This window comes from Vibrio rarus (assembly GCF_024347075.1).
GTDB classification, from domain to species: domain Bacteria; phylum Pseudomonadota; class Gammaproteobacteria; order Enterobacterales; family Vibrionaceae; genus Vibrio; species Vibrio rarus.
Genome location: NZ_AP024900.1, coordinates 556,282 through 577,996, shown reverse-complemented (window position 1 = coordinate 577,996; position 21,715 = coordinate 556,282). Strand labels below are relative to the sequence as shown.

21 protein-coding genes are annotated in these 21,715 nt (G+C 40.6%); 3 read left to right on the top strand and 18 right to left on the bottom strand.

The genetic code is table 11. From position 1 onward, the window contains the following. Nucleotides 1-12: 12 nt before the first annotated feature. The 7 genes from OCU56_RS02730 to OCU56_RS02700 all read right to left on the bottom strand — a co-directional run bounded on the left by OCU56_RS02730 (nt 13) and on the right by OCU56_RS02700 (nt 4,865). The gene (locus OCU56_RS02730) at nt 13-252 is read right to left on the bottom strand and encodes a hypothetical protein (protein ID WP_261874044.1); all 240 of its coding nucleotides are present in this window, start codon (nt 250-252) and stop codon (nt 13-15) included. A gap of 16 nt (nt 253-268) precedes the next feature. Further along, on the bottom strand, nt 269-1,732 hold the full coding sequence (locus OCU56_RS02725) for a type II and III secretion system protein family protein (RefSeq protein ID WP_261874043.1): 1,464 nt from the start codon (nt 1,730-1,732) through the stop codon (nt 269-271). A gap of 8 nt (nt 1,733-1,740) precedes the next feature. Beyond that, on the bottom strand, nt 1,741-2,472 hold the full coding sequence (cpaB, locus tag OCU56_RS02720) for a Flp pilus assembly protein CpaB (protein WP_261874042.1): 732 nt from the start codon (nt 2,470-2,472) through the stop codon (nt 1,741-1,743). Continuing rightward, complete coding sequence (locus OCU56_RS02715; protein ID WP_261874041.1) at nt 2,469-3,803, bottom strand: P-loop NTPase family protein; 1,335 nt, start codon at nt 3,801-3,803, stop codon at nt 2,469-2,471. Before OCU56_RS02715 ends, cpaB begins: the two co-directional genes overlap by 4 nt. A 6-nt stretch (nt 3,804-3,809) precedes the next feature. Next, the gene (locus OCU56_RS02710; protein ID WP_261874040.1) at nt 3,810-4,328 is read right to left on the bottom strand and encodes a prepilin peptidase; all 519 of its coding nucleotides are present in this window, start codon (nt 4,326-4,328) and stop codon (nt 3,810-3,812) included. A gap of 78 nt (nt 4,329-4,406) precedes the next feature. After that, nucleotides 4,407-4,580, bottom strand: a complete 174-nt coding sequence (locus OCU56_RS02705) for a Flp family type IVb pilin (protein ID WP_261874039.1) — start codon at nt 4,578-4,580, stop codon at nt 4,407-4,409. Between the two features lie 123 nt (nt 4,581-4,703). Then, on the bottom strand, nt 4,704-4,865 hold the full coding sequence (locus OCU56_RS02700; protein ID WP_261874038.1) for a Flp family type IVb pilin: 162 nt from the start codon (nt 4,863-4,865) through the stop codon (nt 4,704-4,706). Between the two features lie 223 nt (nt 4,866-5,088). On the opposite strand from OCU56_RS02700, the gene OCU56_RS02695 reads away from it, so the two are divergent. Continuing rightward, nucleotides 5,089-6,762 carry an AMP-binding protein gene (locus OCU56_RS02695; RefSeq protein WP_261874037.1) on the top strand — a complete coding sequence of 558 codons (1,674 nt, stop codon included), beginning with the start codon at nt 5,089-5,091 and terminating at the stop codon, nt 6,760-6,762. Next, nucleotides 6,746-7,819: a phosphatase PAP2 family protein gene (locus OCU56_RS02690; protein WP_261874036.1), complete on the top strand. Its 1,074-nt coding sequence runs from the start codon at nt 6,746-6,748 to the stop codon at nt 7,817-7,819. Before OCU56_RS02695 ends, OCU56_RS02690 begins: the two co-directional genes overlap by 17 nt. Here OCU56_RS02690 and OCU56_RS02685 read toward each other — a convergent pair. The 4 genes from OCU56_RS02685 to serB form a co-directional block, all read right to left on the bottom strand. Further along, nucleotides 7,736-8,485: an O-antigen ligase family protein gene (locus tag OCU56_RS02685; RefSeq protein WP_261874035.1), complete on the bottom strand. Its 750-nt coding sequence runs from the start codon at nt 8,483-8,485 to the stop codon at nt 7,736-7,738. The two genes, OCU56_RS02690 and OCU56_RS02685, sit on opposite strands and share 84 nt — an antisense overlap. A 641-nt stretch (nt 8,486-9,126) precedes the next feature. Beyond that, a complete protein-coding gene (gene fusA / locus OCU56_RS02680) occupies nt 9,127-11,211 on the bottom strand; it encodes an elongation factor G (protein WP_261874034.1) in 2,085 nt (694 codons plus the stop codon). A gap of 189 nt (nt 11,212-11,400) precedes the next feature. Continuing rightward, nucleotides 11,401-12,777: a DNA repair protein RadA gene (radA, locus tag OCU56_RS02675; protein WP_261874033.1), complete on the bottom strand. Its 1,377-nt coding sequence runs from the start codon at nt 12,775-12,777 to the stop codon at nt 11,401-11,403. Next, nucleotides 12,777-13,694 (bottom strand): phosphoserine phosphatase SerB, encoded by a 918-nt coding sequence (serB, locus tag OCU56_RS02670; protein ID WP_261874032.1) that lies wholly within the window; start codon nt 13,692-13,694, stop codon nt 12,777-12,779. Before serB ends, radA begins: the two co-directional genes overlap by 1 nt. Nucleotides 13,695-13,802: 108 nt before the next feature. Here serB and OCU56_RS02665 point away from each other — a divergent pair, with 108 nt between their 5' ends. Then, nucleotides 13,803-14,366 carry a YtjB family periplasmic protein gene (locus OCU56_RS02665; protein ID WP_261874031.1) on the top strand — a complete coding sequence of 188 codons (564 nt, stop codon included), beginning with the start codon at nt 13,803-13,805 and terminating at the stop codon, nt 14,364-14,366. 136 nt (nt 14,367-14,502) lie between these two features. Here OCU56_RS02665 and deoD read toward each other — a convergent pair whose 3' ends face one another. The 7 genes from deoD to OCU56_RS02630 all read right to left on the bottom strand — a co-directional run bounded on the left by deoD (nt 14,503) and on the right by OCU56_RS02630 (nt 21,490). Beyond that, nucleotides 14,503-15,222 carry a purine-nucleoside phosphorylase gene (gene deoD / locus OCU56_RS02660; RefSeq protein WP_261874030.1) on the bottom strand — a complete coding sequence of 240 codons (720 nt, stop codon included), beginning with the start codon at nt 15,220-15,222 and terminating at the stop codon, nt 14,503-14,505. Between the two features lie 75 nt (nt 15,223-15,297). Continuing rightward, nucleotides 15,298-16,518, bottom strand: a complete 1,221-nt coding sequence (locus tag OCU56_RS02655; RefSeq protein ID WP_261874029.1) for a phosphopentomutase — start codon at nt 16,516-16,518, stop codon at nt 15,298-15,300. Between the two features lie 13 nt (nt 16,519-16,531). Next, nucleotides 16,532-17,866, bottom strand: a complete 1,335-nt coding sequence (deoA, locus tag OCU56_RS02650; RefSeq protein WP_261874028.1) for a thymidine phosphorylase — start codon at nt 17,864-17,866, stop codon at nt 16,532-16,534. Nucleotides 17,867-17,945: 79 nt separating this feature from the next. Beyond that, nucleotides 17,946-18,722, bottom strand: a complete 777-nt coding sequence (deoC, locus tag OCU56_RS02645; protein WP_261874027.1) for a deoxyribose-phosphate aldolase — start codon at nt 18,720-18,722, stop codon at nt 17,946-17,948. 205 nt (nt 18,723-18,927) lie between these two features. Continuing rightward, nucleotides 18,928-19,098, bottom strand: coding sequence for a XapX domain-containing protein (locus tag OCU56_RS02640; RefSeq protein ID WP_261874026.1), 171 nt, complete (start codon nt 19,096-19,098; stop codon nt 18,928-18,930). Nucleotides 19,099-19,278: 180 nt separating this feature from the next. Further along, the gene (locus OCU56_RS02635; protein ID WP_261874025.1) at nt 19,279-20,523 is read right to left on the bottom strand and encodes a NupC/NupG family nucleoside CNT transporter; all 1,245 of its coding nucleotides are present in this window, start codon (nt 20,521-20,523) and stop codon (nt 19,279-19,281) included. 181 nt (nt 20,524-20,704) lie between these two features. Further along, a complete protein-coding gene (locus tag OCU56_RS02630) occupies nt 20,705-21,490 on the bottom strand; it encodes a TatD family hydrolase (RefSeq protein WP_261874024.1) in 786 nt (261 codons plus the stop codon). Between the last annotated feature and the right edge of the window lie 225 nt (nt 21,491-21,715).

The following is a 21,715-nucleotide window of genomic DNA, read 5'->3' as shown; positions in this document are numbered from 1 at the left end:
TGAATACTGACTCTATAGGTTAAAACCTGTAATAGAGATGTCTTTACTGCTTCCTTTATTATAGCCCTTAATTGCAGACTGCGAACGTTCGCCACTGCCCTCAGGAATCACCCCTTTATTTTCCTCGGTTGCCTGAGGGTTATATATTTGTTCATTTTTAACTAGGGTCATCGCAGTACCTAGTGGTTGATTGTTAGAACAAGCAACCAAGCCAAAGGTAGACAACAAAACTAAGCATACTTTAATGTTCATAATTTGCTCCTTGCGCTTATAAGGAATGTCCAAACTGACCTTCTGAACCACCTGCACCTACAGGTGCCTGTACACGTTCTGTTGAATTTTGTGGCTGTTTTGGCTTTACTCTTTCATTATCTATATATGAGGATTTACCTATCAAGTAAAACTCCATATCCGTTGGCTCAACGAAAGCGTCTGTTGGCAGGGCAATTTTGTCTCTATCTACTGGCTTAGCGAGCCTTGGGGTTACTAAGATAACCAACTCAGTTTCACCAGAAACATATTGCTTACTTTTAAATAAGTTACCTAATACGGGCACATCCCCAATACCTGGCATTTCATTAACCACATCACGGCTATTTTCATTAAGTAAACCGGCAATACCTATGGTTTGACCATCCGCCAATTCTATTGTAGAAGAAGCACTACGCTTGGTTAGAGGCGGTACTATATAAGCAGCATTCACTTCTCCTGGGTTATATGATAAAGCCCCTGAAGCGGCCACTTCACTAACATCAACGGCAAGTTCTAGATTGATTTTTTGATCACTCAATACAACAGGAGTGAAATGCACACTGACACCATATTCTTTATACTCAATGCCAATGCCATCATCACTAGGAATAGGAATGGGAAACTCTCCACCAGCCAAAAACTTCGCTTCAGAGCCACTTAAGGTGGTTAAATTTGGCTCAGCTAATACCTTGGCAACACCGTTTTCCTTGGCTATATCTAACGCAAAAGTAAACAATGTATTGCTATCTACCAATCCGCCAAGTAAACCAAAGTCGTTGGCACCAACAGCATCAATTATGGGTAAAATACTCCCTCCAGACTCACCTATTCCGCCACCTGCACTGGTTAAGCCCCAAGTGAAATCCCCACTTTGCTGAAAGAAACGAAAATTAGAATCAAAACGTCTAACCAATGAACGTTGCACCTCAGCAACCGTCACCTCAAGCATTACCTGCTGAGCCCCCCCTATAGTCATTAAGTTAATGACACCTGATTCTGCTTGCCCTGCATTGCCATCAGAAGCATTGACTGCCTGCCCACCAGAAAAGGTTTGTGCCACTTTCACAGCAATGTTCATTTTTTCCTGACTGCTCACAAGACCACTGAGAATGAGCTTGTCTTGAGCGCTATGCACTTTAATAGTTTCTTCAGGAAGAAATTCATAAAGTTTTGATTTAAGACTATTTAAGTCGTGGGTAACTTCAATATTTAAAGATTCAATTAAGCGCCCTTGAGCATCCCATGCTGACAAATTGGTTGAACCTAATTTTTTGCCAATCAAAAACAACTCATCGGCCTTGAGCATCACAATATCCAATACTGCGGGATCCCCAAGTGAGACTTTTTTCGCCTTTCCCGAAATTTTCACATGCGTCGATTTGTGATGAGGTATAGTTATTGTCTTTCCGGATTGCGTTGATGCTTGAACCGAAGGAACGAGCAAGGCAATCAAAGCAAATATTACAAAAATCCGTTTCATGATAAGCCTCAATTATTTACGCGAACGTTAGATTGATTTGTGCCCTTGATAATAGTGACACTTGGAGGAGCTACGTACTTTCTAACGGGTGGATCGATAGCTTGTGGGTTTCTAAGTGCAAGCTGTATTGCTCCTCGACTATTTTCAGACAGCAGTTTTTCTGCTTCACGAGGCGTCACCTCTAGAGTCACCGCTCGTACAATAATAGGTTTGTTTTCATTAGTTTTAGCCGTTTGATCTACGGCTAAAACTCGAATGTTTTTTAACACGGTTTTGGTTCGATTGTTTACCGTATTTAAGATATCCACTTTATTTCCAGGTAATAAAAACCCAGCCACCCCCACCACATCATTGACACGAATAGTGATGGCTCGTTTATTTTCTGGAATCAATACCGCAAGGCTGGCACCTTCGTTAGGCCCACCAAAGTGAGACTTATGAATTAATTCACCTTGAAACACTGGGGATTTGGCAACCATACCTATAAGTTCAGAATAATCTTTCACTTGATTAGAGTTTTGCCATGCTGACTCGAGTTGTTTCTTCGTCAGATGTTTTTCCTCTATCACCGTGCCCTCGGCTATATCCACAGCGGCAATAACTGTTGGTGTCCTTTCTACTGTTTCAACTTTAACTTGCGGTTGAGTTTGGCCTTCCATCCACTGTTTGGCGACCATAACTGCACCTAAGCCAAATACTACTGACAAAATTAATAAGAATAATATCGTTCCCTTACTCATGATGCTGATTCTCCCTGTTCGTCAGCAGTGAAATAAAGATCCCACGCTCTTTGTAATATAGTCGAGTCTACTCGAGGTGCAATTTCTTCGAATTGAATAATATCTTGGCTTATCCCTAAAATATCTTTTGGCAGGCAAGGAAAGTATCCCACTTTATGTAAACTATGTAGGTTTAATAACGATTCTAAGGCACTAGGTACAAGCTCTAACCCCTTTTCAACAGACAAGTCTGACCACAAATTTAAATAATCAGTTTCAACCAATGGCTGAAACTGAATCTTATAGCCTAAACGTCTTAAAAAGGCAGGATCGGCGATTTTTTGTGGATTTAAATTCGTAGAAAAGGCCATTGTGAGGACAAAAGGAATCGTTATTTGCTGACCATTAGGCAGTGATAAGTGATCATAATTGTATTCCATAGGTACTATCCAGCGGTTCAATAACGTTGCCACTGGCATAGGTTGTCGCCCTAAATCATCAATAACCAAAATGCCATTGTTTGCTATCATTTGCAGCGGGGCTATCCACATACGATTATGCTCTGTATGATTCACCTCAAGCATATCCATGGTTAACTCACCACCCACCTGAACATTTGGACGTTCACACAACACCCAACGTTTGTCGTAATGACTTTTAAGGCTAATCACTTCTCGGTTATGGTTGCTATCGACAGGCTTGTGATGCTGAGGTGAGAATAGTTTAATTATATTACCAGCAGCATAGACAGCATATGGTATATATACCGAAGTATGCAGAGCATTCAGAATTCTCGCAGCCACAAAACTTTTCCCTGTACCTGCATGCCCATATAGCAACAATGCTCTTCCGGAATTAATCGCAGGACCTAATACTGGTACCAGCCTTTGCGCACCATAAACATCATTTAAGGCGCGCTCAACATCAGGCCGAGAAATCAGGTTTGCTCGGAGATCTTGAGCTTTAACCATCTTATTGTATACACGAAGAGATACAGGAACAGGGCCAATATAAGCGTCTTTTTTAAAGGCATTTTCAGCTTGAGCTTGCCCCTGCTCAGAAAGACCATACCTTATATGACTTTTCGATGACTCGGAAAATATAGATTGAGATTCAGGCTGAAAGACCTCCACTACTGCTTTTTTACGCAAATCTGCCAGTATCTCTTCAATCAAATGGGTAACAATACCCAACAAGCGAGCTAATTTCAGCACGTCTGATTTAGGGTATGCGGCTAGATGTTTCACTATTAAATTTTCAATTACAACTTGTGGAACATCTAGTCCATCAAAATTGGACACTATCACGGGAGCATCTGCTTGCGCTGTTAAATTTTTCAAGTGTTCCTCCATGAAAACTTAAACAAACATGTGTGAATATAGTGCAATGCCTAGTACTGCGCCTGGAGCAAATGGCATTGTTAATGCTTTCTTATAACGGGGGATGTTCATTTTTCCCAGTTCATAATTAGCTTCTGTTACCAACTCTCTATTAGAGATAATATAGAGTGGGTTATTCACCCCTAAGAAGCTAATATTATGAAATATATAGAAAACAGCCGTAATTCCAGAACCAATCACAATCCATGCAATTCCTAAAATCAGATGTTCAAAACCTAGTAAAAAACCGATTACACCAATAAGTTTTACATCTCCAGGAGAAAGTACCCTTAAAAAATATAATAAGAGAGCCAATAAAAATGCACTCACTAATGCTAAAAACGCATAAATAAGCAAACCTGGTTCAATATTTATATATAATAGGGTTTGATAGCCTAAAAGTAATAAAAGACATATATTGGGTATCTTATGAGATTTTGCATCTGATACAGCAATAGCGAATAGCAATCCCCAAGAAATAATGGAAAATGGCAACATTATAACCTCAGTTTTAAACTAAAAAGCCACACCTCTTGGCATGGCTTTGTTGGCGTCTAAATGCTTATTCACTCAAACCTAGCTAATCTTATCAACTGCTGTCGATAACTTACTTTGCAAAGTCGTCCCCAAATTACCAAATACTATAATCATAGCGGCTATCATTAAAGCTGCGCCTAGCACGTACTCAACAACGGTCAAACCTTCTTCATCTTGGAAAAAAGACGTCACTTTCCTTGAAAAATTTTCCATAATATATCTCTCCATAAAGTATAAAATCATCTAACCCGCGATGACGGTTTAATCATTAATCAATACTTACAATTTTGCAACATTTTATGTGAAAAATATTTCATTTTTGTTACAAGCATAAGCCTAACTAACGCTATCAACGCTGGATTGGAGTTTTTTACTCAAAGCTTCCTCCTGAAAGCTGAAAAATGCCACCAGTGCGGCAACAAGCAAAGCGGCAGCTACAACATACTCGACTACGGTCAGCCCTTCCTCTGAGCGAAAAAAAAATAAAATGTTTTTCATTATCTCCTCCTTGAAGTAAGCATATTCAATCAGGTAAACGCCAACTTACAATTAAAATTAGTCGTACACGACTATGTTTTCAATATATTTAATTATTTCTACAATTAAGACATTTTTGTATATTTTTATTTTTTTAGTATTTTCCGTAGCAACGCCCTGAATCTAAACTAGAATTGTCTCTGCATTACTCTTAAACAGTATTATTTGACAGGAAGTCACAAAAATGGAATTTACTAACCCAACTTGCACCCTGCCCCCCCCTAATGATCTCATCCTTAAATGGGCTCAAGAACGTCCTAATGAAATATATTTAAAACAGATTATTGATCGAGAGTTTGTCACTTACACTTATTCAGAAGTTGCTGATATGGCTCTTAAATTTGTCAGTGCTTTATACGATCTTGGGCTACAACCTAGGGACAAAGTTGCTTTTGTCTCAAAGAACTGTGTTGAGTGGTTTATTACTGATTTAGCATTGATGCTAGGTGACTTTATTAGCGTGCCTATTTTTCCAACTGCGGGGGCCGATACCATTGAGTACTGTCTTACCCATAGTGAAAGTAAGGTTTTAATTGCAGGGAAGCTTGATGATGCACATGCTACCTCAGAAGCAATGCAGCGCCTTCCCGAACTCATTACCATTTCATTTCCATACGATTCAGCCCCACAGTGCCAGCATAAATTTGCGCAACTGATTCATGATTCTGCAACCTACCAACAACGACTGCAGCATCACGATGATAAACTCATGTCTATCGTTTATACCTCTGGCACATCCGGTGTGCCCAAAGGCGCTATGTTGACTTATGGTGCATTTAGTTGGTCTGTTAAAAACTTAGTGGACCATATAGGGATTCAACCAGGGGATAGAATGTTCTCTTATCTTCCTCTAGCGCATATTACAGAACGCGTGTATATCTTCGGCTCGTCCATCCAAGCTGGGTTAGAAACTGCATTTCCTGAATCCCTAGATACTTTTATTGAAGATGTGAAAATGCATCGTCCTACCCTATTCATTTCGGTTCCTCGTTTATGGACGCTATTTCAGCAACGTATTCAAGATAAGCTACCTCCGAAAAAACTCAATTTTTTACTTAAAATCCCAATACTAAACTCTATCATCAAGAAAAAAATCATAGAGGGATTAGGGTTAGATCAAGGGCGAGTTCTTGGTTGTGGCTCAGCCCCAATAAGTCCGGCTACTTTACAGTGGTATCATAAAGTTGGGATCAATATTACAGAGGCGTGGGGGATGACAGAAACCTTTGCCTATAGCACCTTGAATTACCCGTTTGAGCCTTCAAAAATAGGGTCAGTTGGGCAAGCAGGCCCTGGCATTGAACTAAAAATAGCTAATGACGAAGAGATTTTAGTACGCAGTAAAGGGATGTTTTCAGGGTATTACAAAAATGATGAAGCCACTGCGCGAACATTTAATGAACAAGGCTGGCTGCATACGGGTGATATAGGCTCAATTGATGCACAAGGTTTTCTGACTATTCAAGGGCGCAAGAAAGACACATTTAAAACAGCAAAAGGCAAATTTGTTGCTCCTGTCCCTATAGAGAAAGCCATTATCGAGGTCGCTCGTGTTGAAATGTTGTGCCTTGTAGGTTTAGGTATGCCAGCACCTATATTGCTTATTGTCCCTCATGATTTTCCTAATTTTGATAAAGAGCGTTATGAAAAAAGTATTGATAACGCAATTCAACATATCAACAGCAAGCTAGAAGGACATGAAAAAATCAAAGGTGTATTGTTAATTAAAGAACCGTGGAGCATTGAAAATGAAATCCTCACTCCAACCCTAAAAATTAAACGACATATTCTTGAGAAAAAATACCATGAAATTGGTTCACATTGGCCAAAAGATCAATTTGTTGTCTGGGAAAAATAGCAGTCGCCATAATACGTTGATTAAAGTTGTTTTTATCAACGTATTTTTTTTGCTTTCTATTGGCTTGCTATTCAAAAGCGATACCAATACCATTAAGGTGGATTACTACTTGTATCTATCCACCTTACTCAATGGTTTACTGTTTACGCTTGTAATAGATTTTTCTTTTACCTTTATATCTTGTGCCATAAAAAGGGAATCATCACCTCTTCGATTTATCTTTAATCGATACTTACACATAATAAAATCAAGTAGACTTATTAATGCATTAATATTTATTACTTTATTCATGCTAACAACTGGTTTATATACTAGTATAAAAGTCCATATCCCACAGATACAACCCTTTGATTGGGATACATTTTTTGTCAACCTTGATAACAGTATACACTTTGGTTTTGAACCTTGGGTTATTACTCATTGGTTGGCTTCATCCCCCTATGCTACGCTAATTATTAATGTACTCTATAATCTCTGGTTCTTTGTCCTATGGGTATTCTTTATATTAGTTGCTTTTTCCTCTAACCATATTAAATACCAATCTATTTTAACATTTAATTTATGCTGGTTAATTAACGGTATTATCTTTGCTATCTTCTTTTCATCCGCAGGACCTTGTTTTTATTCTCAGTTAAGCATAGGTGATAATACTTATATCGACTTAATGAATAGACTTAACGCACAAGATGAATTTCTAAAGTCAAAGGGCATCAACTTTGGTGTCGCAGCCCTCTATGTTCAGGACTATATATGGGATATATATATAAGTGGGAAAGTAGAGTTAGGTAGTGGTATATCTGCATTTCCAAGTATGCACGTCTCTATTGCGACAGTAATCGCTATTACTTGTTTTACCATAAACAAGAAACTTGGAATGGTTATGTGGGTATACACGTTAATTATTTTATTTGGCTCTGTTCATTTAGGTTGGCACTATGCCGTTGATGGATACTTTAGCATTATATCTTCATTGTTAATTTGGATTATTTCTGGCCGACTCCTTAACATAAAAACATTTAGTTTTATCAATGTGATTATAAGCAAGATAAGAGCATAATATCGATAATAACATTACAGGTTGAGCATGATAAAGCGTTCCATCTAACATGGCATGGCCAAATAATGCCATAATTATTGAAACTGAAATAAGTAAATCTGTCTGCTTGTACTTACATATTAAGTATATAGACTTTAATAATAGTATTAAAAAAAATCCGCCTAAAGTCATTGCCCCGATAATACCAAACTCTAAAAGTATTTGAAGAACAAAATTATGAGGTTGATAATGTCCAGATTCTACTGTAAATCTATATGCATCAGCCCCATAACCAAACATAGGTTGTTTAATAATAAAACCCCATGTATCCACCCATAGCTCAAATCGACCGTTAGCAAACTGCTCCATGGTTTGATTTGTTTCCATATTAAAAAACAGTCTATTCATACCATTCCAAGGAAAAATGCTAAATGGTATAGAGACTAAACAAGATAAAAACATTAGGCTAAGTGTGTTAATTACTTTCTTTATACTAAATTCGTTAATAATAAAAGACATTATCATTACAAATATAAATGTAATCATTAGAGATACAATTGCAGCTCGTCCTCCAAGCCAAATAATAAATGAACAGTGAATAATAAACATGGAATACTTTTCAGCATTACTTTCTATCGTTATTTTATTTATAAACAGTGCCACCATATAATATGTAGCTATGGCCATTATCATATACCCTACATACCTTCTATTTGTGACAAATGGTAATGAATTAAAGTTAAAATGTTCGGTATCATTCACACTATAATCATAGATAATATACAATATATATATTACAAGTGAGTAAGATAATACTCTTAATATATTATTAACACCATCACCTTTTGAGTATATAGCAAAGAGAGATGCTCCGAATATAATATGTACACATAAAAATATATATCTTGCTAAACCAAAACTAAATTGGATAGTAGATGATGCATTTGAAAATAAAATAGATAGAGTACTAATTAGTGAACATAATATAAACAAAACTATCAATATATGCTCTAAACTTTTAGGTTTACTTATAAAAGAAATATTATTTCTGCTTACTATAAATAATATTATTATAAATTCCAAAAGTGCAATATAACAAGAAGTCCAATATGGTGAGTTGAAGTTTAATACCGTCGATATAAATACAAGAATGAATAACATAATTATATTTATCTGATTATTTTTTATCTTATTTATTGCTAGTTCCATATATCTATATTACGTTCAAAAATCCTTCACCTAATCTCCTAAGTCTAGACTACTAAAAATAAAAAGCCCCGATAGTTTTCACTATCGGGGCTTTTTATTAGCGAGTTAGATACAAATAATTATTTGTTATCTTTCTCAGCTTTAACTTTTGCGATTACTTCTTCTGCCACGTTCATTGGGCAAGCAGCGTAGTGTGAGAACTCCATAGAGAACTGACCACGGCCTGAAGTAATTGTACGTAGGTGACCGATGTAGCCGAACATCTCAGAAAGAGGTACGTCAGCTTTAATACGAACACCTGTTACGCCAGCTTGTTGATCTTTGATCATGCCACGACGACGGTTAAGGTCACCGATAACATCACCAACGTGATCGTCTGGAGTAAATACGTCAACGTGCATGATTGGCTCAAGAAGTTGTGCGCCGGCTTTAGGCATTGATTGACGGAATGCGCCTTTCGCTGCGATTTCAAATGCGATTGCAGATGAATCCACTGCGTGGAAGCCACCGTCGAATAGTTCAACTTCAACATCTAGAGTTGGGAAACCAGCTAAAACACCGTTTTCCATCATGCCAGCAAAACCTTTCTCAACTGCAGGCCAGAATTCCTTAGGAACGTTACCACCAACAACTGTTGATTTGAACGAGAAACCTGAACCAGCTTCGCCTGGTTTGATGCGGTAGTCGATCTTACCGAACTGACCAGAACCACCAGATTGTTTCTTATGCGTGTAGCTATCTTCAATTTCTTGAGTGATAGTTTCACGGTAAGCAACCTGAGGAGCACCAACAGTTAGGTCAACACCGTAAGTACGCTTAAGGATGTCAACTTTAATGTCTAGGTGAAGCTCACCCATACCTTTAAGGATGGTTTCGCCAGTTTCTTCGTCAGTTTCAACTTGGAAAGATGGATCTTCTGCAACCATTTTACCGATAGCGATACCCATTTTCTCAGAACCGCCTTTATCTTTAGGTGATACAGCGATTGAGATTACTGGTGTTGGGAATACCATTGGCTCAAGAGTAACTTGGTCTTTAGGATCACATAGAGTGTGACCAGTTTGAACATTCTTCATACCAACGATAGCAATGATGTCACCAGCTTGTGCGCTAGTTAGTTCGTTACGGTCATCAGCTTGCATCTCAACCATACGGCCAACACGCTCAGTTTTACCTGTGTAAGAGTTCAAGATGGTGTCACCTTTGTTCAATTTACCTGAGTAAATACGAACGAAAGTTAGTGCACCGAAGCGGTCATCCATAATTTTGAATGCAAGCGCTTTAAATGTTTCATCTGGAGATACGATAGCGTGATCGCCAGTTTCGTTACCTTCTTCGTCCATTAGAGGTTGAGGATCAACTTCTGTTGGAGCAGGTAGGTAATCAACAACAGCATCAAGAACAAGCTGTACGCCTTTGTTCTTAAATGCAGAACCACAGTAAGTAGGGAAGAACGCTAGATCACGAGTACCTTTACGGATACAACGTTTGATGTCTTCGATTGAAGGCTCTTCACCTTCCATGTATGCCATCATTAGTTCATCGTCTTGCTCTACTGCAGTTTCGATTAGCTCTTCACGGTATTGCTCTACATCATCAACCATGTCCGCAGGAACATCTTTAACTTCGTAGTTTTCAGGAAGACCAGTGTCATCCCAAACAAAAGCTTTACGGCTTAGAAGGTCTACAACACCCACGAAGTCATCTTCGCGGCCGATTGGTAGAACCATAACTAGAGGAGTAGCACCTAGAACGTTTTTAACTTGGTCAACAACGTTGTAGAAATCAGCACCCATACGGTCTAGTTTATTAACGAAGATCAGACGAGATACTTCTGATTCGTTAGCGTAACGCCAGTTAGTTTCTGATTGTGGCTCAACACCACCAGAACCACAGAATACGCCGACACCGCCATCAAGAACTTTAAGAGAACGATAAACTTCAACTGTGAAGTCAACGTGTCCCGGAGTATCGATAACGTTTAGACGGTGGCCTTTCCAAAAACAGCTTACTGCTGCAGACTGGATAGTAATACCGCGCTCAGCTTCCTGTTCCATGAAGTCAGTAGTTGATTCACCATCATGAACTTCACCAGTTTTATGGATCTGGCCGGTAAGCTTTAGGATACGCTCAGTTGTCGTGGTTTTACCCGCATCAACGTGCGCGAAAATACCAATATTTCTGTATTTTGATAAATCAGTCATCGTTTTACTCTATCAATAGGATATAAAATGCGCGCAGAGTATATCACAATCTGCATAGACTGATAGCTCTGTGTGCTTGTTGAGCGAAAATTTCGCCTTTTATTTTCAATCAAGGAACTATAGATGAGAATCAAGCTCGTGAAAAGCGCCTTTGTTCATAAGGTGGATAATTATTTCACTTGTCTATAGTTACATTTCATCAAATGCCTGAATTGCTTCAGATAAATTTTTCACCGCGTGGATTTGCATACCAGCAATACCACCTTTCGGCATATTGGCGTTTGGCACAATCGCTTTTGTAAAACCATGCTTAAACGCTTCATTTAATCGTTCTTGGCCACTAGGAACTGGACGAATCTCCCCTGCTAGCCCGACTTCACCAAAAATCACCACATCTTTTGGCAACGCTCTATCTCTAAAACTTGATAACAGTGCCATCAATAAAGCTAAATCCGCACTGGTTTCTGTAACCTTGACTCCGCCGACCACGTTAACAAACACGTCTTGGTCAGCCATCTGCATCCCCCCATGCTTGTGCAATACAGCAAGAAGCATAGAAAGGCGATTTTGTTCAAGGCCCACAGCCACTCGTCTAGGGTTAGCCAGTTGCGAATAGTCAACTAACGCTTGAATTTCTACGAGTAAAGGACGCGTCCCTTCCCAAATGACCATAACCGAACTGCCCGAGGTTTGTTCTTCACCTCGTGACAAAAAGATGGCTGATGGATTAGACACTTCTTTTAAACCCTGTCCTGTCATGGCAAATACGCCCAGCTCATTTACCGCACCAAAACGGTTTTTATGGCTACGTAACGTTCTAAAGCGACTATCGGCACCGCCATCGAGTAAAACAGAGCAATCAATAATGTGCTCCAGCACTTTTGGTCCGGCTAATGATCCATCTTTCGTTACATGGCCGACAATGAATACAGCGACATTATTTTGTTTGGCGTAACGCGTTAAAGTGGTAGCAGATTCGCGAACTTGGGCAACCGTACCTGGAGAAGATTGCACGTCTGATACGTGCATCACTTGTATAGAGTCGATAACCATAATTTTCGGTTGTTCTTTTTCAGCAACCTGACAAATCTTATCGACATTGGTTTCTGACAACATTTTCAAGTTATCTTTAGGCAAACCCAAACGTGAGGCTCGCATCGCCACTTGTTGTAATGACTCTTCACCAGTGACATATAAGGTTGGCATTGCAGCCGCCAAACGGCACATGGTTTGTAGTAATACAGTAGACTTACCCGCACCAGGACTACCGCCAATCAAAATAGCAGCCCCCGGTACTATCCCCCCGCCTAACACTCGATCAAACTCTTTAAAGGTCGTACTAAACCTCGGCACATCTTGCAGATCAATATCCGCCAGTATCTGAACTTTTGATTGTTCAGCACCTGCGTAACCACTCAAGCGCTCATTACGGGCCACTTGTGGAGACGCAGCTAAACGAACCTCAGTAACGGTATTCCATGCGCCACATGCACTGCATTGACCTTGCCAGCGAGGAAAATCTGCGCCGCAGTCATTACATACATAAGCCGTTTTAACTTTTGCCATTAATTATTCTTTGTTGTTAGAGAGTGTAAAACGAGGCTTGCTGACAAAATACACAGCACCCCACCTAAGTCGGCATAGTTTACCGCAGCTTGAGCTTGTTCTACCACCTTAGGTTTAGCATGATAAGCGATGCCTAGCCCTGCCGTCGCCATCATTAGCAAATCATTTGCTCCATCACCAACGGCAATGCAGTTACTGGTATCGAACTGATAGTCAAGGCGCAGCTGCTCTAAGATGTCAGCCTTAGTTTGTGCTGACACCACATCCCCCAATACATTACCCGTTAATTTTCCCGCAATGATTTCTAATTGATTAGAGCGAGCATAATCTAAGTCTAATAACTCTTTTAAATGATTGGAGAAATAAGTAAAACCACCCGATGCAACAGCCACTTTCCAGCCACACTGCTGCAATCCCTTAACCAGCAGCTTCGCCTCAGCCATTAAAGGAAGTTCATCACGCACTTGCTGCAAAATGCACTCATCAGCATGGGCCAATTTAGATATACGTTGTCTTAAACTTTGCTCAAAATCCAGTTCACCTTGCATGGCACGTTCTGTGACTTCCGATACTTCCTCTCCTACACCAGCCAACTTAGCAATCTCATCAATACATTCGATTTCGATTAAAGTAGAATCCATATCAAATAATGCTAGGCCAGGCTTATTTAAATTAGGTAACGCTTTAACTGAGGCGAAATCGACCTGAGCTTCTATTAATGTGGCTCTCATTTTGTCTATGGTCGCATTACTGGTCAGTAACACTTGGTAGCGCCCTAGATTCCAGCAGGCAAATTGGTCGTGGTTGAGAAACAAATCAGTTAAAGGTTGGCTATTGCAGTCAACAAAAGCAATGGCCAGTTGTTCCTCTCTGATTGAGGTAAGAGGGTGTAATAGTTGTAAGTTTTTAACGTCCATGAACTTTAAAATCCATTATAAGAATAACATTACCTTCAACTTACCCTATTGCAATTTGTTTGTGCAAGTCCCACTATGCAATAGCATACATTAACGACATTTAGATAAATGAAAGAATCTCTATTTTCTCTGCGTTTGTTTATAAAACTTGTCTTTGTGGGATTATTAGTTCTAATGCTAGTCACCATTGTTCGTAATAGTGTTCACATAAGCCAAGGAAACCAGCAGATAGAAACAAAACAGTTGCAAACCCTTACCAGACTTTTAGTTTCACAAGCAGCTTTGAGCGCCAGTGATCTTCTCGAAGTAAAAGATCAGGAAAAACTCAGGTACCTCGCTAACCAGTTAGCTAGTGACACTCTGGTGACTGATGCCACTATATATAATAATAGTGGTATCAAAGTAGCATCCAGCAATAATGCTAAAACCGTGCGCGAATCTCTAGGTATGGACACTCCTCTTGCGTCAGCAAGTATAGGCAAGCAGCAGTTGGTTGAACCTATATTCTCACAACACTCCATTATCGGCTATGTACGAATTACCTTTGAAAAAGGGCGTGTAACCGCATTTTCAGAACATCACTATCGCAACAGTGATAGAGCTATGTTCTTAATGATAATGATGAGCTTCTTATCCGGTGTGCTACTCACTGTGATATTAATCAAAAAATAAAAAAGCTTACCATCGATTACAGATAGTAAGCTTTTTATTCAGTTAATAATCATTAAGAACAGTGCATACTGGCCGGTTATTTTAAATACATTCTCCTTGCTCTCAAATGATGTGCTACTCAATGTTTATACATGGATTACTCTTCATCACCTAATAACACAGACTCTAGGGCAATCTCCATCATCTCATTAAATGTTGTCGCGCGCTCTGCGGATGTTGTTTGCTCACCACGTTTTATATGATCTGAAACCGTACAGATAGCAAGCGCTTTAGCGCCATATTCAGCAGCAATACCATAGATTCCAGCGGCTTCCATTTCTACACCCAGAATGCCGTATTTATCCATAACATCAAACATGCTTGGATCTGGAGTATAAAAAAGCTCAGCTGAGAACAAATTACCTACCTTTACAGCAATGCCTAACTTTTCAGCTGCGCGTTCTGCATTACGCACCATGCCATAATCGGCAATCGCGGCAAAATCATGATCTCTAAAACGAATACGGTTCACTTTTGAGTCGGTACTCGCCCCCATGCCAATAACCACGTCACGCAAGTTAACATCATCACGCACCGCACCACAGCTGCCCACTCTAATTATTTTTTTGACCCCATAGTCTTTAATAAGCTCTGTCGCGTAGATAGAGCAAGAAGGGATTCCCATGCCGTGTCCCATAACGGAGATCTTGCGGCCCTTATAGGTGCCCGTAAAACCGTACATATTACGTACATCACACACTTGTACGACGTCATCTAAAAAAGTCTCTGCGATGTATTTTGCTCGTAGGGGATCACCAGGCATCAATACGACATCTGCAAAGTCACCCATTTCTGCATTAATATGAGGAGTAGCCATTTTATCTTTCCTTTTTATTTATTGTTATTTAGGGTCTAAAAGCCCTATTAGCGCAATTGTGTGGTTACTTACCAATTACAAGAAACTGGTTCCATAATCCATTTTTGAGGTCTGAAAATAGTGAGCTAAGCTTTGCCCAATATCAGCAAAGGTTGAGCGTCGGCCAAGGGAACCTGCAGTAACTTTCTCCCCGTACACCAATACAGGAATGTGCTCTCGTGTATGATCTGTGCCTTCCCATGTAGGATCACAGCCATGATCCGCGGTTAAAATAAGCACGTCATTCGGTTCTAATATCGCCAGTATTTCAGGAAGGCGAGCGTCAAAATACTCTAAGGCTTCGGCATATCCGGCAACATCACGGCGATGACCATAAGCGGAGTCAAAATCCACAAAGTTAGTAAAGACGATGCTGTTATGCTCCGCTTTTTTCACCTGCTCTAAGGTTAAATTAAACAGGTCTTCCAAACCTGTGGCTTTTTCTTTTTTGGTAATTCCGCAATTGGCATAAATATCGGCAATTTTACCAATAGAAATGACCTCACCTTGCTTTTCATCCACTAGCTTTTGCAGCACTGTTGTGGCCGGTGGCTCAACCGATAAATCACGACGATTTCCGGTTCGCTTAAACTCACCGGCTTTGTCACCCACAAATGGACGCGCGATCACTCGACCAATGTTATACCCCTCCAACTCTTCACGAACAATCTGACAAAGGGTGAGTAAGTTATCTAAGCCATAGGTCTCTTCGTGGCAGGCTATTTGAAATACCGAATCCGCAGAAGTGTAAAAAATAGGCTTACCAGACTGCATATGCTGTTCCCCAAGATCATCTAATACTTGAGTCCCTGAGGCATGACAATTACCTAAATAGCCTTTCAGGCCAGCACGTTTAACAATGCGATCAAGTAACGGTTGCGGAAAGCTGTTTTGCTTATCCGTAAAATAACCCCAATCAAAAAGCACAGGCACACCAGCAATTTCCCAGTGTCCAGAAGGGGTATCTTTCCCGGATGAAATTTCCGCTGCGTGACCGTAAGCACCTATGATGTCGGCGTGACTGTCCAAACCTATAGGGAATTGCCCCGTAGACTCTTGCGCCGCTAAACCTAAACCCAATCGAGATAAGTTAGGTAAGGTTAAAGGACCGCTTCGCGTATCTGAATCAGCCAACCCTTTTGCACAATGCTCGGCAATGTGCCCTAAAGTATCCGAACCTACATCACCGAATTTGTCAGCATCTTCAGTAGCACCAATACCAAATGAATCTAATACTAAAATTATGGCTCGTTTCATTGTTATGCCCTGCCTATAAATCTTCTGCTCGTATCTGAGCATACACTTCAGGTGTCGCTTGATACTGCGACTTGTCACCAATATGGATGGCCGCTTGCAATGCATCGGCGGCTTGTTGCCATTGTTCTTCATTACGTGCGTGTATAAAAGCTAGCGGATTATCAGAGTTAACCGTTTCCCCTAGTCGAGCAAACTTGTCAAAACCTACAGCGTAATCAATGCTATCTGTGGCAACTCTGCGGCCACCGCCCATCTCCACAACCGCCATGCCAATGGCTCGAGTATCCATGCTAATTATGGTACCGCTTTGTTGAGCAAATACGGGTTTAATCATCTCTGCTACCGGTAAGTACTCATTATAGTTACTAACAAAGTCTGTCGGCCCGCCAAGACCTGCAACCATTTTATTAAAGCACTGCGCCGCTTGACCATTATCTAATACTGTCATCAGTTTTTTGCGTGCTTGTTCTGCAGAATCAGCCAGCTTACCAAGCAGTAGCATTTCACTGCATAACGCCATCGTCACCTCCAACAATCGAGGGTTACGATACTCTCCAGTTAAGAAGCGAACCGCCTCGCGCACTTCAAGCGCATTTCCTGCCGATGACGCTAGCACTTGATTCATATCGGTAAGAATGGCGGTTGTTTTGGTACCGGCACCATTAGCCACAGCAACAATAGAACTCGCTAGCTCTTGAGATGCTTGATAAGTAGGCATAAATGCGCCCGACCCCACCTTTACATCCATCACCAATGAATCAAGACCTGCTGCCAATTTCTTTGACAAAATAGAAGCTGTGATCAGTGATATGTTATCAACGGTAGCTGTAATGTCTCGAGTGGCATAGACACGTTTATCTGCCGGAGCCAGATCGCCCGTTTGACCAATGATCGCAACCCCAGCCTCTTTGGTAATACGACCAAAAGTGTCATTATCTGGGATAATATTGTAACCAGGAATAGACTCTAATTTATCCAGTGTCCCCCCAGTATGGCCTAAGCCACGCCCCGAGATCATAGGAACAAATCCGCCACATGCAGCAATCATAGGACCAAGCATAAGGGAGGTCACATCACCGACACCACCGGTAGAGTGTTTATCAACAACTGGGCCAGCAAAGTTCATATGCCCCCAATCGATAACCATTCCAGAGTCACGCATTGCGCAGGTTAAGGCAATGCGCTCAGGCATCGTCATTTCATTAAAAAAGATCGTCATGGCAAAGGCGGCGATCTGTCCTTCAGAGACCCTATTGTTAGCGACACCTTGAATAAAGAAGTTAATCTCATCCGCTGTAAGAATTTCACCATCACGCTTCTTACGAATGATTTCTTGAGGTAAATACATAAGCCCTACCTTAGATTTTTATGGGAAGTAAAGGCTCATCACTGTGTCACTTATATCGCAGCACGAGCCTCTAGGATGATCAGTAAGCCGACGGATCAGCTTTCTCATCTGTAACTTCTAAGGTATTTAATAAATTAGTGAGTAGGCTTGATGCTCCAAAACGGTAGTGACGGCTATCAGCCCAAGCATCGCCTAAGATCTCATCTGCCATCGCTAAATAAAGTGCCGCATCTTCAGCAGTACGTACGCCACCTGCGGGTTTAAACCCAACGGTTTGCGCTACACCCATGTCGCGAATGACTTCAAGCATCATTCGAGCGTATTCTGGCGTGGCATTTTCTGGCACTTTACCTGTTGAGGTTTTAATAAAGTTTGCCCCAGCTTGAATGCAAATTTCTGACGCTTGCTTAATCAGAGCTTCTTCTTTTAGCTCACCGGTTTCAATGATGACCTTGAGTAAAGTATCGCCACATGCCGCTTTACATTGCTTCACTAACTCAAAGCCCACCTCTGCGTTACCCGCCATCAAAGCACGGTATGGGAAAACCACATCCACTTCATCAGCCCCATAAGCCACTGCGGCTTTTGTTTCTGCTACTGCAATATCAATGTCATCATTTCCATGAGGGAAATTAGTCACCGTGGCAATTTTGATATCTGTTGTTCCTTGCTCTCTTAGGGTCTTCTTAGCGATTGGAACAAAGCGAGGGTAAATACAAACCGCCGCCGTATTACCTACCGCTGATTTTGCCGCATGGCAAAGATCGATGACTTTCTGATCGGTATCATCATCATTAAGAGTGGTCAGATCCATTAATTTAAGTGCACGTAAAGCTGCAGTTTTCAAATCGCTCATTTTTTCTCCGAAAAGTTTAAATAGTGTTGACGGCATTAATAGGGACTATTTAAGTGTAAATAGAGTGCTAATGATGACACGTCCAGACTCAATGAACGGACTTGGTTCCATGAAGACTTGGTAAAATAACCAATTGCAATCCTTGTCACCGCGCGGTTATAAATCCTAACCGCCGACCCGCTGTTATTGACAGCGGCATAAGTATTTATGAAAAGAAACGCTCTATCAGCCAGTGATAGAACTGTCCGCCGAGATATACCCCTACAATTCCCATCACACCCGTTAATACCGGAGGCGCAGGAATTGGCAACTTTATCGCTGAGAATAATACTCCAACGAAAAAGCCAGCAATAACAGCCAGTAATACTTCATTCATTATTTTGATCCATCTTATAGACTTCGCATAATAGTATAGTAGGAAGCGTGCACAATGTTACGTTGCATATGAACGCAAACGGTTTGCATCTCAAAAAAGAGTGAAGTAATACCACTTTATATAGAAAAACGCCCTAATGAAAAATCACTAGGGCGCCGTTATTAACTTGTTTCTACAACCTTAGAAAGAAAGGAAGAAACCAGCAATGGTTGCTGCCATTAAGTTAGATAGAGTACCTGCGATAACCGCTTTAATACCCATGCGAGCGATATCACCGCGACGCTTAGGTGCAATACTACCTAAACCACCAAGCAGAATAGCGATAGAAGAAAGGTTAGCAAATCCACATAATGCAAATGAGATAATCGCTTTGGTCTTTTCACTTAGCACTACAGGAGCGGCTTCACTTAGGTAAGGGGCAAAGTTAGCGTAAGCAACAAATTCGTTAGCTACCGTTTTAAGACCGATGAACTCACCAGCAACTTGTGCTTCGTTCCATGGCACACCAATAAGGAAGGCTAAAGGAGCAAACAAGTAACCAAGAAGCAATTCTAGCGTTAAGTGTTCAAAACCAAACCAAGTACCAACACCACCTAGTAAACCATTGATTAGAGCAATAAGGCCAATGAACGCAATCAGCATTGCGCCCACGTTTAGCGCAAGACTCAGACCTGCAGATGCACCACCTGCGGCCGCATCAATAACGTTTGCAGGTTTATCTTCACCTTCTGCATTCATGTCAGCAAGTTGGTCGATAGGCTCATCGGTTTCAGGCTTAATAATTTTAGCGAATAATAGACCGCCAGGTGCTGCCATGAAAGAGGCGGCAACTAGGTATTCAATTGGCACGCCCATAGAAGCGTAACCGGCTAATACACCACCAGCGATAGAAGCTAAGCCACCACACATTACTGCGAACAGTTCTGATTGAGTCATGCGAGGTACGAATGGACGAACAACGAGTGGCGCTTCAGTTTGACCAACAAAGATGTTAGCCGCAGCAGACATGGATTCTGCGCGAGAAGTACCAAGAGCTTTTTGCAGACCACCACCAAGAATACGGATAACCCACTGCATCACTCCCAAATAGTAAAGCACTGAGATTAACGCAGAGAAGAAAATCAAGGTTGGTAGAACTTGGAAGGCAAAGATAAAGCCAATGCCATCTACAGAAAAGTTAACTAGGCTTCCAAAAAGAAAACCAGTACCGTCAGCGCCGTAGTTAATTACGCTTGAAACACCATCTGAAACGCTTTTCAGAAGATCTTTACCCCAAGGTACATACAATACAAACGCACCTAGTGCGAACTGAATTGCAAATGCACCCGCTACAGTACGAACATTAATTGCTTTGCGGTTATCTGATAGTAGTACTGCAATTAAAATCAGTACCAGCATACCTACTATGCTCATAAACAGGCTCATAGTTTATGGCTTCCTTATTCCAAAGTGTTTAAAAAAAGTTAAATAGAATGTGTAAAACGAGGCAATTATACCGTTGATAACTTGGCAAATCTAATTAGATGTCACATTTGTACGCAACTAATATCTTAAGCGAGCACAAATAAATCAACTCACTTCACAAAACAAAAAATCACGTTATTTTTTATGTATCTAAATGAAACTTATCACCAAATAAACAAAGACTGTTTTGCCATATTTGCTCTGCAAGTATAGAAGGAGTTTCTGAGCGAAGTGAAACTAACTGCTTAAAAATCAATGGTAATAAGTGAGGAGAGTTAGGCTGATCTTGCAATCCTGCCAACCTCATATCTGGAGCGTCCGTTTCTAATACAATACTATCAACAGGTATCTTGGCTATTGCTTGGCGTGTTTTTTGTGCAGTGGGCCAAGTAATCACACCCCCAATCCCTATTTTAAACCCTTGGTCAATAAACGCTTTAGCCTGCTGATAATTACCACTAAAGGCATGGATAACACCATGACTCGCTTTAAGTGATTTTATTGAGGATAATATTTGGTGATGCTGTTTTACTGAGTGGATAACCGTTGGCTTGTTATACCTGTTTGCAAGGTGCAGTTGAAATTCAAAAGCATTTATTTGCTCATTAAGGCAAGACTTAAAACGGCTATCAAGGCCGCACTCGCCTATTGCCGTTATATTCACTAAGTTGGCTGATATTAATACATCTAATGAATGCAACTCTTGTTCTATTTGTTGCGTTTTTTCCGCAACCCGCATTGGGTGAACACCTACAGCGGCATAGAAGCCTTTATTCTCTGCTAGTGAAATAACTTTAAGCCAATTATTAGCACCTACAGCCGGAATCAAACATCGTTCTATACCTGCCGATTCAAATTTTGCTATGTAACTAGCCCAATCCTGCTGAAAGCAATCAAAATCCAGATGACAGTGAGTATCAAACCACATAGTCCCTCGTTCTCCTATTAGAGATAGTTATACCATTAAGTGTAGTCAGTCTCTAATCAGTCAAGCTTGTTAAAACACCGAATAACCGCGTTGAAATTTTTGATTGTAGAATAACTTATCGAAAAATCCCGCCTTGTTTTCGAGCATTTTTCCTGCGCTATTTCTGAGAATACTCTTGCTGTAATTAGTATGAAACGCCTAGAACTGGACGTTCTAAATTGAGGT

Coding starts and splice junctions, on each gene's coding strand:
- OCU56_RS02730 (WP_261874044.1), bottom strand. CDS start 252: ATGAACATTAAAGTATGCTTAGTTTTGTTGTCTACCTTTGGCTTGGTT.
- OCU56_RS02725 (WP_261874043.1), bottom strand. CDS start 1,732: ATGAAACGGATTTTTGTAATATTTGCTTTGATTGCCTTGCTCGTTCCT.
- cpaB (WP_261874042.1), bottom strand. CDS start 2,472: ATGAGTAAGGGAACGATATTATTCTTATTAATTTTGTCAGTAGTATTT.
- OCU56_RS02715 (WP_261874041.1), bottom strand. CDS start 3,803: ATGGAGGAACACTTGAAAAATTTAACAGCGCAAGCAGATGCTCCCGTG.
- OCU56_RS02710 (WP_261874040.1), bottom strand. CDS start 4,328: ATGTTGCCATTTTCCATTATTTCTTGGGGATTGCTATTCGCTATTGCT.
- OCU56_RS02705 (WP_261874039.1), bottom strand. CDS start 4,580: ATGGAAAATTTTTCAAGGAAAGTGACGTCTTTTTTCCAAGATGAAGAA.
- OCU56_RS02700 (WP_261874038.1), bottom strand. CDS start 4,865: ATGAAAAACATTTTATTTTTTTTTCGCTCAGAGGAAGGGCTGACCGTA.
- OCU56_RS02695 (WP_261874037.1), top strand. CDS start 5,089: ATGGAATTTACTAACCCAACTTGCACCCTGCCCCCCCCTAATGATCTC.
- OCU56_RS02685 (WP_261874035.1), bottom strand. CDS start 8,485: ATGGCCATAGCTACATATTATATGGTGGCACTGTTTATAAATAAAATA.
- fusA (WP_261874034.1), bottom strand. CDS start 11,211: ATGACTGATTTATCAAAATACAGAAATATTGGTATTTTCGCGCACGTT.
- radA (WP_261874033.1), bottom strand. CDS start 12,777: ATGGCAAAAGTTAAAACGGCTTATGTATGTAATGACTGCGGCGCAGAT.
- serB (WP_261874032.1), bottom strand. CDS start 13,694: ATGGACGTTAAAAACTTACAACTATTACACCCTCTTACCTCAATCAGA.
- OCU56_RS02665 (WP_261874031.1), top strand. CDS start 13,803: ATGAAAGAATCTCTATTTTCTCTGCGTTTGTTTATAAAACTTGTCTTT.
- deoD (WP_261874030.1), bottom strand. CDS start 15,222: ATGGCTACTCCTCATATTAATGCAGAAATGGGTGACTTTGCAGATGTC.
- OCU56_RS02655 (WP_261874029.1), bottom strand. CDS start 16,518: ATGAAACGAGCCATAATTTTAGTATTAGATTCATTTGGTATTGGTGCT.
- deoA (WP_261874028.1), bottom strand. CDS start 17,866: ATGTATTTACCTCAAGAAATCATTCGTAAGAAGCGTGATGGTGAAATT.
- deoC (WP_261874027.1), bottom strand. CDS start 18,722: ATGAGCGATTTGAAAACTGCAGCTTTACGTGCACTTAAATTAATGGAT.
- OCU56_RS02640 (WP_261874026.1), bottom strand. CDS start 19,098: ATGAATGAAGTATTACTGGCTGTTATTGCTGGCTTTTTCGTTGGAGTA.
- OCU56_RS02635 (WP_261874025.1), bottom strand. CDS start 20,523: ATGAGCCTGTTTATGAGCATAGTAGGTATGCTGGTACTGATTTTAATT.
- OCU56_RS02630 (WP_261874024.1), bottom strand. CDS start 21,490: ATGTGGTTTGATACTCACTGTCATCTGGATTTTGATTGCTTTCAGCAG.